Below are 13013 nucleotides of genomic sequence, written 5' to 3' on the forward strand. Positions count from 1 at the left end.
CACGGTTGAAAGATTTCGCCATGATTAATTCGAAATGTGGAACTAGCGCGAATATTAACTGGCCGCGGAATAGCTTTTCGCAGTACAACGTTGGGAAGAAGGAATAAGGAAGGAGCTATACCTCATGTGGATGTTTAAGCCGGAGCCCAAACTTGTTGCTGCAGACGAGGCTCTGCCGGGTCGATCCGAGCCAATCCTAGACCCCGCCCCGCACGCCGTTCTAGGAACACCGATTACCGGACCGTGGAAGGACGGGCAGCGCTCCATTCTCATTGCGTTGGGATGTTTCTGGGGCGCGGAGAAGATGTTTTGGGAGACCGAAGGCGTGGAATCCACCTCGGTGGGCTATGCAGGCGGTACCACCCCGAATCCCACGTACTACGAGGTGTGTCGTGGGCTAACCAACCATGCCGAGGCGGTGGAGGTGGTCTATGACCCGCAGCGTATCAGCCTGCGTGATCTTGTGGTGCAGGCCCTTGAGGCGCATGATCCCACCCAGGGCTTCCGCCAGGGCAACGATGTAGGAACGCAATACCGCTCTGCTTTCTACCCACGCACGGAGGAAGAGCGCGTAGAAATCCAGGGCATCGTGGATTCCTATGCAGAGAAGCTCAAAGAATTCGGATTTGGAGATACCACCACGGAAGTCAAACTCCTCTCCGAAACTGATTCTGGGGAGTACTACCTGGCTGAGGATGAGCATCAGCAGTACTTATATAAGGTACCTAATGGGTACTGCCCGCACCACAGTACTGGGGTGAAATGCGACTAAGCATCGCGCCGAATAAAGCGGGCAATCTTTTTGGCTAACTTCGGCGTGAGCGATTGGCGGGATTGGGATCCTAAGACCTCATCCCAGTACCAGAGCATTTCCTCAAAATAGTTGTGCCCGTGCCCGCCAGGGACGTTGAGGGAATTGATCTGGTCCAAGCCAATTTGCCACCAGGTAATAAACGGAACCCAATGCAGCTGCCGGAAGGTATCCGCGTGCAGCGCTTCCGGCTGCGGTTCATGGATCCAGGTGGGCCTGCGCACGAGAAGGTTGAGATCCCACCACACGATGGCGTCGGAAGCATGCTGGGCAATGAGCATGCGGGGGCGGCGCCAGGTGTGGGCGTAGTCATTGCCAAAGGCATCGTGCAGCGTATGGTCAGGAGCCGCCGCGTAGCGCACATGCTTGCCGCCATCGATAACGGGCAGGCGTTCTAGGGAACCAATATCCCGGCGCAGGCGCTGAGTAAAGTGTGTCATGCGCGGGGGGCCGGAAAAAACTGCGCCATTACACGCGGAAAGTAGGTCTTCCACATTATGGTAGTTATCCATAATGGCGTAGGCGCCAAGCGATTCACCTGCAAAATAGAGCCGTGGGCGGTTTTCCTCGGGCAGCTTATCTATTTCTTCTTGTATCACCCGAATCAATTCGCGCGCCGCCTGCTTCGGGGCGTTTTTATCCACGAGGTAGGCAAAAACCGAGGGCAGGTAGGAGTACTGCATGGTGACGGTGACGCAATCACCGCCGGTCAAAAACTCATAAGAGCAAGCACCCCAATTATTGATCCACCCCGAGCCGGCGGGCATTTGGATGACGATAGTCTCTCGCCGCAGGGCACCAGTGCGTTCGAGTTCGGCGCGGATCTTCTCCGCGGATTGCTGGAAGGAGCGCCCTGGGATGTATCCGGCGTAGATGCGGATGGGTTCCTTGGCATCGATTCCCGTCGCTGTGCGGATATCGCGGGCGCGGGGGCCATTGGAGACAAACCGGCGTCCCTGCTGTCCCAATGCCGACCACGGCTCGAGCGACCACGGGCTGCCGGAGCGCTCCGGCTCCCACGGCATAGAAGTGCCGGGAAAAATCTGTTTATTAATTCGCTGCGCTTGGTGCGATAGTGAGCGCAGCCAGCGTCGAAAGACCACGCGATCAGAAAGCGCAAATGCCGTGAGGCTCAGTCCGGCGGTAACCACCGGCCAAGCAATGAGTGCAGGCACCCAGCGGCCTAGCTGGCGTGACAGTTTAGTGACGGCAAGCTGCGTTGCTTCCCCGATGAGTAGGAGAGTGCCGTAGCCCGCGGTGCCCGCGGCCAAGCCGATGGCCGCCGTGGCGGGCCCACGCACGAGTTGCTTATTGACCAACTCCGCCTGCTTTTTCTGGTTGCGCAGCGAAAGCACGGCATTAAATGCAGTCCCGGCGCCAATAGCAAGGTGCACAATTTGTCGATGTTGAGGGCCAAGGCGGTCCTGCGGGCGCTTGCCAATGCTATTGAGGACAAAGCTTGTCGACGCCGCCCCAAGATGCCCAATGCCCTGACCAATTGCCACGTTGGCGGCGGTCACCCACCACGGGCGAGGAAGGAGAGAGGGCGAAATAGCCGCCCACGTGGCCAATTCCGCACCCAAAATTCCAGCCGACATATTGGGCGGTAAGGTTTGCCGGCTGGTCATACGGACGATGGGCGTGAGATCCGCGGCTACGCCAAGAGCGATTAGTGCAGCGCGGCGGAGAGCGCGTTTCATAATGCCCGATTGTCCCAGATTTCGGTGGGAATTTCAGAGTGAGATCTAGCCCGTGCAAAGATCCCCAAATAGTTGCACAATGGGGTCATGGCAAATCATGTAGGAAACAAGGTAGTTCTCATCGGCGCCGGCGACGTAGGAGTCGCCTACGCCTTCGCTCTCATCAACCAAAGCATCGTTGACCACCTGGCAATCATCGACATCGATGAAAAGAAGCTAGAAGGCAACGTCATGGACCTCAACCACGGTGTTGTTTGGGCCCCCACCCGCACCCGCGTCACCAAGGGCACCTACGCTGATTGCGCAGACGCCGATATGGTCGTCATCTGCGCCGGTGCCGCACAGAAGCCGGGCGAGACCCGCCTGGACCTGGTGGGCAAGAACGTCAAGATCATGAACAGCATCGTCTCTGACGTCATGGCGAATGACTTTGATGGCATCTTCCTGGTTGCCTCCAACCCAGTGGATATCCTGACCTACGCCGTATGGAAGGCTTCCGGCCTGGACCACAAGCGCGTCATCGGCTCGGGCACCGTGCTGGACTCCGCTCGTTTCCGCTACATGCTGGGCGAGCTGGAAGATGTTGCACCGAAGTCCGTACACGCCTACATCGTGGGCGAGCACGGCGATTCCGAGCTGCCGGCCGTCTCCACCGCGAATATCGCTGGTGTCCCGATGTCCAAGAAGCTGGACTCGGATCCGGAGTATGCAGAGCGCATCGAGAAGATCTTCGAAGATACCCGTGATGCCGCCTACTCCATCATTGACGCTAAGGGCTCTACTTCCTTTGGCATCGGCATGGGCCTGGCCCGCATCACCGCCGCCGTCATCCAGAACCAGGACGTGGCACTGCCAGTATCTGCTTACCTGCAGGGCGAGTACGGCGTAGAGGATCTCTACATCGGCACCGCTGCCATCATCAACCGTTCCGGCATCGTGCGCGCGATTGAGCTGCAGCTCAGTGAGCACGAAAAGGAGCGCTTCGATGCTTCTGCTAAGACCCTGAATGACATCAAGGAAGAGTTCTTCGGCTAGTGAAGATTGTCGCTCATAGGGGATACTCCGGAAAATATCCGGAGCTATCCCCTCTAGCTTTTGAAAAAGCCCTAGATTTGCCAATTCACGGCGTCGAGTGCGATGTGCGCTTGACGCGCGATGGAAAAGTAGTGGTTCAGCACGATCCCACGTTGGACCGCACCGCGGGGCGCCCCGGCCGCATTTCCAAGATGGACTGGGAAGATTTGCGCGGCGTTGACATCGGTTCGGGCCAACGCATGATGCTTCTCGATGAACTTTTGGAACTACTCGAGGGCACACCGCACCACCTTTATATCGAGACTAAGCACCCCTCCGGGCAGGGCGACATCCTGGAGGAGCAAACGGTGCTGCGCCTGCGTTATGCGGGGCTTTTCGATGACCCCCGGATCCACGTCATTTCCTTTTCCCACCATGCCATTCGCCGCATGCAGAATTTGGCGCCGCACATGGACCGGATTTATCTTCGTCGCGATTGGGAGCGCCACGTCAACCGTCCCGATGTAATGCTGTCCAGGCCCACCGCGCTTGGCGTATCGTTGTTGCGCGCGAAGCTGCAGCCGGCAATTATCGGCGCGCAGGGATTGCCTACCTACCTGTGGACCGTAGACAAGCCGGAGGATATGAAGTGGGCGTGGGCTAACGGGGTAGATATGCTCGCCACCAATCAACCCGAAGTGGCCCTACATGCCATTGAGCTCTAGTAAGCAGGTATCTTGGAGGCATGGCCAAGAAGAAAAAGAACAAGGAACAGCTGCCTGAGGGCATGTCCCGCCGCCAGGCAAAGCTCGCTGCCCGCGCCAAAGAGCGCGCCGCCCTGGAAAAGGATCCCCGCCCCTACGGCGGACTTGCTGCGGAGGCCTCCCTGGTCGCCATGCAGGAGTTCGTCCCCTCCGCTTTTGCCAAGCTTGACGTCAAAGGCTGCGACAAGAACGTGTATGTAGCCACCGTCCTGCCGGGTGCTTCTGCTGCGCTAATTCGGGACACCGAATTTGGCGGCGATGCTTTCGTGGGCCTGCAGGTGCAGTCCCACACCCACAACCCAGGCCGCGACCTCGCCTTCGCCCTCAACTGGGTGAAGAATAACGAGCCGGGCGCCACCCTGGAATCCACCGCGGCTGACGGCTCGGAGCCGAAGCTGGAGGAGCTTATCGATGCCTCCGCTACCCTCGACGTGCAGGTTCACCAGGACTTCGAATGGTGGATTCCGGAGGGAGCACAGGTCACCCCGCAGATTGCGCAGTCGCTACGCGCCGCTAATGATTCCGTCATCGAGTCCCACCAGGTGGGCGAGAACATCACCGGTGCGGCCTTCTGGGCAAATGCCGGCGGCGGCAAGGCCCACATCCGTTGGGTCCGCCCGAGTGATGATGAAGCCGCATTCCTGAACGCACTGGCGCGCGTCGCCGCCCGCGGTGAGCTGAACTTGGGCGAGGGCACCAAGTTCGCCGGTGTTTTCCGCACCCACGGTCTCATCGCTCCAGTCTTCGACTTGGATCCAGAGGTTGACCACGCTTCCTATGAGGAGCACCTCACCCGCGTGGACAAGGCCTTGGAGGAAGAAATCTCTAATGATGCCCAGCTGAACGCCGATGAGCGCAAGCAGCTAGAAAACATCAAGTCCCGCCAGGTGACTTTGCGTTAAAGACATAAATTGGCCCCTCCTGTTGGACTGGTTTAATTCTAGGTGGTTAGGGGTTTAAGGGCCTGGTTCCGATAGTGCATCTGGGCCAGGCCCTTTAGTCGTTGTTGGATGCGTGCGGCGTAGTACCACTGGGTGTAGTCTTCGATATCTGGGGTGAATCCCTCGACGTTGTTAGAGGCTACTCCGTGGTACATCTCGGTTTTACGTGGCCGCAGAAATTCTCCATTGCTGCATTGTCGTAACAGTTGGCTGAAGCGTCCTGGGCTTAGTTTCCCCTATTTTTCGACCCTGTGTTGATGGGCTGGATTAGTACCTGGTTTTTACTTTTTGTGGGCTGGCGCAGTCGAATGCTTCAAGAAGCTGCCTGGTGCTCCATCAATGCGCCCTCTGCAAGATGACCAGTTCGGCTTTTCCGAGCGACGTCTACGGATCTCGAGAGTGGGTGAGGGGCCTGACCCCCATTTGGTCGACACCTGATATCCAGCCCAGTCGAGCTGGGAAAAAGGTAATCTACCACCATGTCCAGGTACTCCGAAGAGTTCAAGCGCGATGCCGTGGCCCTCTATGAGAACAACAAGGACCTCTCGCTGAACTCAGCATCAGCAGAGCTCGGCATCAACCGTGCCTCGCTGCATTCATGGGTCAAAAAGAACGGCACCGGCAAACGTGCCCGCATAAAAGCCGTACACGATCAAGCCCAAGCGGCGAATGATTCTGCGCGAATCCGCTAGTGTGACAAAGGAAGTCTCTAAGCTGCGCGAAGAACGAGACATCCTGCGTAGGGCCGCGAAAAATTTTGCTTAAAGAGACTCACTGGTGATCCGCTTCCAGTTTGTCTATGACCACCGAACCGAGTACTCGGCTTACACGGATGTGCCACGTTTTAAAGCTGAATCGTTCCTCATTCTATAAATGGGTCAGCACCCGTAAAAGTACAGGTTAAAGATGCATTCTGACGGTCTTATTGGGGTAAAAATTAGTTCCATCTTTAATGACGAGCATGGTCTTTATGGTGCTGAACGTATCGCTGCAAGGCTCAACGACGATACGGACCTGGCTCCGATCAACCATAAGAAGGTCGCACGAATCATGAAAGCCATGGGACTAAAAGGTTTTAGCAAACGGCGTCGATGAATCACCACCCGGCGCAAGCCTGGTCACCGTGTCATGCCAGATCTAGTGGGCCGTACATTCACCGCTGATACGCCGAACCGTGTTTATGTCGGCGATATTACCTACCTGCCGTGCAGGGGAGGCAAAACATGTATTTGGCTACAGTCATTGACACCTATTCGCGTAAACTTGCAGGTTATGCACTCGCGAACCACATGCGAGGCTCACTGGTCATCGATGTCCTAGCCCACGCACACGGTGTGCGTGGCAGTCTTGATGAGGCTGTTTTCCACTCCGATCGCGGCAGTGCGTACACCTCACAAGCGTTTAGAAACTACTGCTTGTCGCTGGGTGGACGCCAATCCATGGGCGCGGTAAACGCCCTAGCGAAATCGTTTAACGCTACCTTAAAGCGGGAAGTTTTGCGTGATCGGAAAGTCTTTAAGGATCCGATCGCCTGCCGTCAGGATGTCTTCCGGTGGTGCATGCGCTACAACACGCGCAGACGACACTCCTGGTGCAATATTGTGGCTCCTGATGTTTTTGAAGCCGAGACTTCAGCTACACTGGCTAAAGACGCATAGTTAACCCCCGATGTGTCCACTTTCCGAGGGTTGGCCCCATCCTCTCCTACGGACACAAGATCCGTACTAATAGGGTGTCCACTAAACGAGGGTAATCTTAACTTTCCGGGGCAGGCCCAATCAGCTACCAAATAGTGGGGAGCAGTTCACCCGCGAGATTGACATACTATTTAGGAACGCTGCTACACATTTAAGGGTAATCCTCAAAAGCACAACAAATGAGGCCTCAAACCGTGTTGATTTGTACTAGCTCCGTAGTGGAAATGTTGGTGGCAGAATCTGCGGCGACCACGGAGTTGTTACACGGTATTTTTGATTTCACGCGCTGTGTCAGGTAGATCGATTTTCCCTTCTTGTTCAAGCATCAAAAGAGACCCTCAAAGCTTTGCGAACACCTCAATTCCTCCGTCACGGAAACGAAATGTAGAAGACCCGGTAAACTCACATCATGGACCTTCTGTGCTGGAGGAAGCAAAGCTCAAACAGTAGAGAAAACGACAACATCCTTGTCTGGCATAGTTTCCCAGACAAGGATGTTAAGAGCTGCGGCAACCTTATTTACTGCTAACGAGAGCCTCACTCAATACAGACGGAATTTGAGGATTTAGCCTGGGCTCTCCAACCTTCGGAAGCTCCTCCACCACCGGCGGACGGCGCAATTCATTTCCTACGATGGAGGACAACGTCTGGGCCATATTACGCGTTGACCTATCTGCCCAAAGGGTGCCGAGGTTTTTGTTAATCGGCACACCCAAAACTCGTTGGAATTTTTCAAATGCTTCTTCGCGTGCTTGGTCGTTTCGCTGCTGGAATTCCACCTTGCGTTGTTCTGCACGCTGCTGCCAAGCCTCAATCGCGGCCTGGTTCTGCTGCTCGACTTCACGTCGATCCTGCCGCATTTTACGCCTAAGAAATGCGATGATAAAGGGGAGAATAATAGCGACGAGAAACGCCAAACCGAGGACCTTCATTATAACGTTGGTGCCGTTATTCACAGATTGGTCGGATTGGTTTTCCATGTCGCGGGCGGTTTGCAGCACGCTCGTTCTTGTCGAGCAGTATCGCTCCACACCGGCGGCGTCTTGAGGGAATGCTGCCAGATCAAGTTCGACTCCCTTTGAGGAAGCTCGGTCTAAGTCTTCTTGCATGGTCTCGGCCGTACAGCCCTCATCTAGCAGCATTTGAGCTTCAGCTGCATCATAAAAATCAGGAATTAGATTTTCCTGATTCTCCACAAACTCGGGATATTCTTCGGCCAGTGCATCAAATCGACTCTTCATATCGCCCTCGAGCCCAACCTGTGCAACGGTTCCAACGATTCCGATGATAACTGGGAGAAGAATTGTAGCCAAGATCATGATCACCACAGACGGGCCGAGAATCATAACGTATCCTGCGAACCCATCTGGGATCCTTTGCCGTGGCAACTCCTTGTCTACCGGTGGCTCCTCCAGCTCAGGGGGATCAATGAACACACCTGTTTTAAGGGCATCAGACCGCCAATGCTGCTCCTTCCATTGCGGAAATTCCCGGACAACATCTACCATTCTTGCCGACACTACGCGTAGCCATGCATTGGATAGGTTCTCGAATTTTTCAATATACTTCTTTGCTTGCGGCCTATAGTTGTAGTAATATTCCCGACCCACACCATCGCGCCATTGAGCAAAGTTAATATGTTTGAGATCTTCAAGTTGCTCCTCAGTTTTTTGTGCGAAAGAATTGATTGACTCATCAATCGTCCGCAGTTCACCCACAATCCGCCGAGTCTGCTCTCGCTGGACCTCAATAGACTCCTCCAGCAGACTGTGCGTAGTCTGCTGGTCACGGTGGTTCAGTGCAGCGGCGGATGCCGAAATAGCATTTCCGACACGTGTTGCACGAAGTTGTTTCTCCGCAGCGTTCTTGAGTTGATTAACGCTTGTCGTCATGTCGCTATACCGACGCGACATCTGACTTCTTGTTACCATGTGTTTCCATTCCTTTTGGGCAGCTCGCATACGCACTCGACGCAATGAATTACCACACACCTGTCGTAAGCACGCCTGATTCATTCTAGACGTGTAGTCAAGCCTGAAAGGGAATTAACTGAAATGTCCCAGGATTTGTTCCGTCTGAGCAGATGGGAAAATCCGGAAAATGACGAGCAAATTTGACCAAGATGCCAAGGACCGTGTGGTCCGTCTCGGGGAAGATCGCATCGTGGCGGAAAAATGTCGATGCACCCCGCGTGCCAGGCTGTACCCCGATAGCCGGGGTTTCATGGCACATGGCTTGTCAATGGACTTTGGCAGACCCGCCGTGCGGGAAAACCCCAGAACCTGTGCCTGAAGATTTGGCCGCCGAAGACGCGCGGCTACGCCGTAAAATTCAAGAGCTACGCGACACTAATGAGCTGTTGAAGGCTGCCTCGGCTTTTTCACGTCGGAACCAGGCCCAAAACGTTAAGAAATGATCCGGTTCATCGATGAATACCGGAATCGTTTCACTGCCCGAGTTCATGTGTAAGACGTTTAAGAATAACCGGGGCTGGTGGGTTTATCACCTCGCGTGGTTATCGCCAGTCCAAAGCCCGTGGATTAAGTGCTCGTCGCCTTCGTGATGCTGTTCTGGTTCAACGCATTAGTGCTGTTCATCGGGATAATTGCGGTGTCTACGGTGCGTGGAAAAGCATACTCTCCGCCGTGACGGAATTGCATTGATATCGGACGTGAACAATCCACCCGGCTGATGCGCCTGGCCGGTGTTTCTGGCACAGGCAAAGGCGGATCACCTATCACAACCCGAAAAGCTAACATACCTGATCTGCGCCCGGACTTAGTCGAGCGTGAATTCAAAGCTCAGAGCCCGATCAAGCTGTGGGTGGCCGACATTAAGTACGTGTGCGCGAAGAAAGGCTTTGTGTACGCCGCGTTTGTCACCGACGTTTACTCCCACGGATCGTTGGGCCGGCCCCGGGCCATGTGTTAATCCCTATTTGAGGGAATCCCACAACCCAGAGGCTGCTTCCTCGTCCCAGAGGACGACGTTTCCTACCTCGGTGTCTTGGAAACCGCCGATGGGGACGGTCTCGGTGTCTACACCGGAGCCCATGGCTAGTGCCACGCGGGCGAGGTGCCAGACGTGGTCGCCCTCGTCCACGATGAACGAGGAGGCGGTGTGGTTGACCAAGGAGAAGGCGCGGAATGGGTTAATCAGGGTGGCTGGGGAAGCAACCTTATCCAGCAATGCGGAGAAGAATTCGCGCTGTCGCTGCACGCGGTCAAGGTCACCCATGGCGGTGGCGCGGGTGCGCACGTACCCGAGGGCGTCGCGGCCCTTGAGCTTCTGGCAGCCATCTTGGAGATCAATGCCGGCCAGCGGGTCATTGATGGGTTCCTTCACGCATACGTCTACGCCGCCGACGGAGTCGACCACATTGGCTAGGCCACCCATGCCGATCTCGGCGTAATGGTCGATGCGCAGACCGGTCGTGCCTTCGACGGTTTGGGCAAGCAGCTGCGGTCCACCGTAGGTAAAGGCGGCATTGATCTTGTCCATGCCAAAACCGGGGACTTCCACGTAGCTATCGCGTGGGATGGAAACGAGCTTGGCCTTGCCGGTGCGTGGGATGTGCAGCAGCATGATGGTATCGGTGCGGCCCTCGCCCACATCACCACCGGTGCCCAGTTCAGCCTGCTGTTCCTCGCTGAGGCCTTGGCGGGAGTCAGAACCGACGAGCAACCAATTGGTGCCGGCGGTATTAGGCACTTGTTCTTTTGGCAGCGCCTCCACGCGGGTGAGGCGGGCATCGGTCCAGAACATGAAGACGAGGTTGAATACCAGCAGAACGACGAGCGCCAAGCCAACGCACCCGAGGGCGTGCTTTGCCGGATTAACCTTTTTGCGCCGGCTGTGCGGGCGCTGCCGGGGCGCCGGGCTCGACGTGGTGCGACGAGGCGGGCGCTGCTGCGCGCGGTACTGGCTGGGGTAGCGGCTCGGTGTTGGCGGCGGAGTGCGGCGCGGGGGCTGTTGCTGTGGCTGCGGAGCGCGGAAGGATTGTTGCTCGGATTCCACCCGCCGCGGCGCCGGGCGGGCGGAGGAACGGCGTCGAATGGGGCGGCCGTATCGATCCTTGAGGGGACGTCCATCGGCCCCAAGGACGAATTCAGTGGAGGAGTCGTCGCCGGCGCGGCGGGCCTCCCTATGCGGATCTCGTCCTGATTCAGTCATGCGCTATACCTTACAAGGAGCAGGGAGCAACGCCTGCTTCGCGACGTTCCCTTAAGGGCATTTTCACAGGAAGGAATAACCTACGAAAGCGACGGCGTCGATAAGAAAATGCGCTATGACCAAAGGCCATACCCGCCCCGTGCGGTGGTAGTAATAGCCGTAGATTAACCCCATGATGATATTGCCACATCCAGCGGAAACACCCTGGTAGAGGTGGTAAGAACCGCGGAGAATGGAGCTTGCGGCCAGCGTGGCTGGCAGCGACCAGCGGGCCTGGCGCAAGCGCGTCATAAGCCACATCACCACCACGGTTTCCTCCGCGAAGGCGTTGGCAGCGGCCTTGAGGAGGGAAACGGGGATTTCCACCCAGGCATTGGCGAAGTCGCCCGGGATGACTTCCTTGCTCCACCCCAAGTGCACCGCCGCGACATACAGGGTGAGCCCCGGGATGCCAATGAGGGCGGCAAGCCCTCCGCCTTCGAGCCAGTCGCGGGCGCGGTGGGCACGGGGCACAAAGCGGTCCTTGGCCAGCAGGAAAAGCGCTAAGGCTCCATAGGAAAAGAGCACGGCGGCCGAGCACAGCTGCAGTCCCATATCCACCCAAGCAAGGGAGGATTGGCTGGAATTGAGGGTGACCGATTGCTCGTCGAGCCGCTGCGGCGCGGCCAGGGAATTGATGAGGTTTAACACCGCCCGCACCCCGGAAATGCCAAAGGTGAGGGTGAGGACGATGAGCAGCTCGGCGCGTAGGGACTTGGTCATGGGTGGAGGATGTGGGCGAGGCCGAGCAGGGCGGCGTCGGAAAGCGTAATGCCTCCCAGGTGCACGCCCACCGGCGGGTGATTGGGAACGGCCCATGGCACGGAAATGGCTGGCAGGCGGGCCATGTTGAAGAGGGAACCCCACGGAGACCACCGGGTCTGGGCCGCGAAATTCTCCGCATGGGGCAGGGACAGGAAAGAACCAATACGCGGCGGGTCTGTGGTCAGCATTGGGGTGAGGATGGCATCGACGCCCCATTCTTGGGCCAGCAAGTCGGGCAGCTGCCGGACATGGGCCCGCGCCGCGGCCAGCTCAGCGGAGCTTACGCGCCGGCCCTGCTGAGCAATCCACTCGGCGTAGCCTGCCGCCGGGTTGAGCCCCGCCAAACGGGAGGTAAAGGTCGTGCGGAAATGCGCAAAGGTGGCCCGGGCCTGCGGATACGGGGAAATAGGCACCACGGTGAAGCCGGCAGCCTGTAGGCGTTGGGCGGCCTCGCGGGCGGCGCGCAGGTGGTGGGCATCGACGTTGGCATCGCAAAACAGCGGCTCCACCAGCAGGCCGATGCGGGCGCGCGGGGTGATCATGCGGTGGCCATGCAGAAAGGCATTATCGGCCACTGTACGGGTAATAAAGCCTTGCACACCCATTTCATCACCTGCCGGTTTGAAGCCCACCACGCCGCAGGCCGCGGCCGGCACTCGGATGGAGCCGCCGCCATCGCTGGCGTGCGCCGCGCGCAGCAACCCCCGCGCGACCTGTACCGCCGCACCGCCCGAGGAACCACCCGGGGTGCAGCCGGGATAGAGGGGATTATCGGGATGGGGCAGGCCTACTGGTTCCGTATCTACGCGCAGACCCAACTCCGGGGTGGAGGATTTGCCGATGATGCGCGCACCTTGCTTCTCCAAGGCCTCGATAAAGGCATCGCTGCGCTCGGGGTAGTAAGTGCGATCGACATTTCCCAAGGTAGTAGGCATGCCGCGGACATCGCAGAGATCCTTGGCGGAAAGAACCCAGCCGCTCAGCCGGCCTCGGCCGGAGGGCTCGCGGTCCACATCCAGGTAGGTGAAACCGTGCTCCTCGGGGGTAAGGCCGTGCAGATCCGCGCGGAGTTGTTCTACGGAAAAGTCCATGGGGCACCAGTCTAGTGG

Annotated in this window: 13 protein-coding genes; 7 read left to right on the plus strand and 6 right to left on the minus strand. The window is 57.4% G+C overall.

Features of this window, described 5'->3' with window-relative positions:
- Positions 1 to 124: 124 nt before the first annotated feature.
- Positions 125 to 772, plus strand: a complete 648-nt coding sequence (msrA, locus tag MHY24_RS03705) for a peptide-methionine (S)-S-oxide reductase MsrA (protein ID WP_239228390.1) — start codon at positions 125 to 127, stop codon at positions 770 to 772.
- On the opposite strand, the gene MHY24_RS03710 is transcribed toward msrA, so the two are convergent.
- The gene (locus MHY24_RS03710) at positions 769 to 2511 is read right to left on the minus strand and encodes an alpha/beta-hydrolase family protein (protein ID WP_239228391.1); all 1743 of its coding nucleotides are present in this window, start codon (positions 2509 to 2511) and stop codon (positions 769 to 771) included. The two genes, msrA and MHY24_RS03710, sit on opposite strands and share 4 nt — an antisense overlap.
- Before the next feature lie 87 nt (positions 2512 to 2598).
- On the opposite strand from MHY24_RS03710, the gene MHY24_RS03715 reads away from it, so the two are divergent.
- From MHY24_RS03715 to MHY24_RS03725, 3 genes are read left to right on the plus strand one after another with little or no spacing between them, the layout of a single operon-like run.
- Positions 2599 to 3546: an L-lactate dehydrogenase gene (locus tag MHY24_RS03715; protein ID WP_179387159.1), complete on the plus strand. Its 948-nt coding sequence runs from the start codon at positions 2599 to 2601 to the stop codon at positions 3544 to 3546.
- Positions 3546 to 4250 carry a glycerophosphodiester phosphodiesterase family protein gene (locus MHY24_RS03720; protein ID WP_239228392.1) on the plus strand — a complete coding sequence of 235 codons (705 nt, stop codon included), beginning with the start codon at positions 3546 to 3548 and terminating at the stop codon, positions 4248 to 4250. The genes MHY24_RS03715 and MHY24_RS03720 overlap by 1 nt, the downstream gene beginning before the upstream one ends.
- A 20-nt stretch (positions 4251 to 4270) precedes the next feature.
- Positions 4271 to 5191: a DUF5926 family protein gene (locus tag MHY24_RS03725; protein WP_204610761.1), complete on the plus strand. Its 921-nt coding sequence runs from the start codon at positions 4271 to 4273 to the stop codon at positions 5189 to 5191.
- Between the two features lie 38 nt (positions 5192 to 5229).
- Here MHY24_RS03725 and MHY24_RS03730 read toward each other — a convergent pair whose 3' ends face one another.
- Positions 5230 to 5385 carry an IS3 family transposase gene (locus tag MHY24_RS03730; protein ID WP_239228393.1) on the minus strand — a complete coding sequence of 52 codons (156 nt, stop codon included), beginning with the start codon at positions 5383 to 5385 and terminating at the stop codon, positions 5230 to 5232.
- A gap of 324 nt (positions 5386 to 5709) precedes the next feature.
- Between MHY24_RS03730 and MHY24_RS12135 the strand changes: the two genes are divergently transcribed.
- From MHY24_RS12135 to MHY24_RS12145, 3 genes are all read left to right on the plus strand, one after another.
- Positions 5710 to 5922 carry a transposase gene (locus MHY24_RS12135; RefSeq protein WP_367398047.1) on the plus strand — a complete coding sequence of 71 codons (213 nt, stop codon included), beginning with the start codon at positions 5710 to 5712 and terminating at the stop codon, positions 5920 to 5922.
- Positions 5923 to 6136: 214 nt separating this feature from the next.
- Entirely contained in the window at positions 6137 to 6325 is a 189-nt protein-coding gene (locus tag MHY24_RS12140; protein WP_367398048.1) for a transposase, read from the plus strand.
- Positions 6326 to 6435: 110 nt separating this feature from the next.
- Complete coding sequence (locus tag MHY24_RS12145; RefSeq protein ID WP_367398049.1) at positions 6436 to 6888, plus strand: DDE-type integrase/transposase/recombinase; 453 nt, start codon at positions 6436 to 6438, stop codon at positions 6886 to 6888.
- Between the two features lie 554 nt (positions 6889 to 7442).
- On the opposite strand, the gene MHY24_RS03740 is transcribed toward MHY24_RS12145, so the two are convergent.
- From MHY24_RS03740 to MHY24_RS03755, 4 genes are all read right to left on the minus strand, one after another.
- Positions 7443 to 8819 (minus strand): hypothetical protein, encoded by a 1377-nt coding sequence (locus MHY24_RS03740; RefSeq protein WP_239228394.1) that lies wholly within the window; start codon positions 8817 to 8819, stop codon positions 7443 to 7445.
- Positions 8820 to 9861: 1042 nt separating this feature from the next.
- Entirely contained in the window at positions 9862 to 11100 is a 1239-nt protein-coding gene (locus MHY24_RS03745) for an LCP family protein (protein WP_239228395.1), read from the minus strand.
- Between the two features lie 63 nt (positions 11101 to 11163).
- Positions 11164 to 11862, minus strand: coding sequence for a CPBP family intramembrane glutamic endopeptidase (locus tag MHY24_RS03750; RefSeq protein WP_239228396.1), 699 nt, complete (start codon positions 11860 to 11862; stop codon positions 11164 to 11166).
- A complete protein-coding gene (locus MHY24_RS03755) occupies positions 11859 to 12995 on the minus strand; it encodes an amidase (RefSeq protein WP_239228397.1) in 1137 nt (378 codons plus the stop codon). Before MHY24_RS03755 ends, MHY24_RS03750 begins: the two co-directional genes overlap by 4 nt.
- Positions 12996 to 13013 lie beyond the last annotated feature (18 nt).

Origin of the sequence: Corynebacterium sp. ACRPQ, from assembly GCF_022347225.1 — a bacterium.
Taxonomy (GTDB): Bacteria; Actinomycetota; Actinomycetes; order Mycobacteriales; family Mycobacteriaceae; genus Corynebacterium; species Corynebacterium tuberculostearicum_D.

Bases quoted from the DNA above. Each gene is read 5' to 3' on its own strand.
- msrA (WP_239228390.1), top strand. From the start codon at position 125: ATGTGGATGTTTAAGCCGGAGCCCAAACTTGTTGCTGCAGACGAGGCT.
- MHY24_RS03710 (WP_239228391.1), bottom strand. From the start codon at position 2,511: ATGAAACGCGCTCTCCGCCGCGCTGCACTAATCGCTCTTGGCGTAGCC.
- MHY24_RS03715 (WP_179387159.1), top strand. From the start codon at position 2,599: ATGGCAAATCATGTAGGAAACAAGGTAGTTCTCATCGGCGCCGGCGAC.
- MHY24_RS03725 (WP_204610761.1), top strand. From the start codon at position 4,271: ATGGCCAAGAAGAAAAAGAACAAGGAACAGCTGCCTGAGGGCATGTCC.
- MHY24_RS03730 (WP_239228393.1), bottom strand. From the start codon at position 5,385: ATGTACCACGGAGTAGCCTCTAACAACGTCGAGGGATTCACCCCAGAT.
- MHY24_RS12135 (WP_367398047.1), top strand. From the start codon at position 5,710: ATGTCCAGGTACTCCGAAGAGTTCAAGCGCGATGCCGTGGCCCTCTAT.
- MHY24_RS12140 (WP_367398048.1), top strand. From the start codon at position 6,137: ATGCATTCTGACGGTCTTATTGGGGTAAAAATTAGTTCCATCTTTAAT.
- MHY24_RS03740 (WP_239228394.1), bottom strand. From the start codon at position 8,819: ATGACGACAAGCGTTAATCAACTCAAGAACGCTGCGGAGAAACAACTT.
- MHY24_RS03745 (WP_239228395.1), bottom strand. From the start codon at position 11,100: ATGACTGAATCAGGACGAGATCCGCATAGGGAGGCCCGCCGCGCCGGC.
- MHY24_RS03750 (WP_239228396.1), bottom strand. From the start codon at position 11,862: ATGACCAAGTCCCTACGCGCCGAGCTGCTCATCGTCCTCACCCTCACC.
- MHY24_RS03755 (WP_239228397.1), bottom strand. From the start codon at position 12,995: ATGGACTTTTCCGTAGAACAACTCCGCGCGGATCTGCACGGCCTTACC.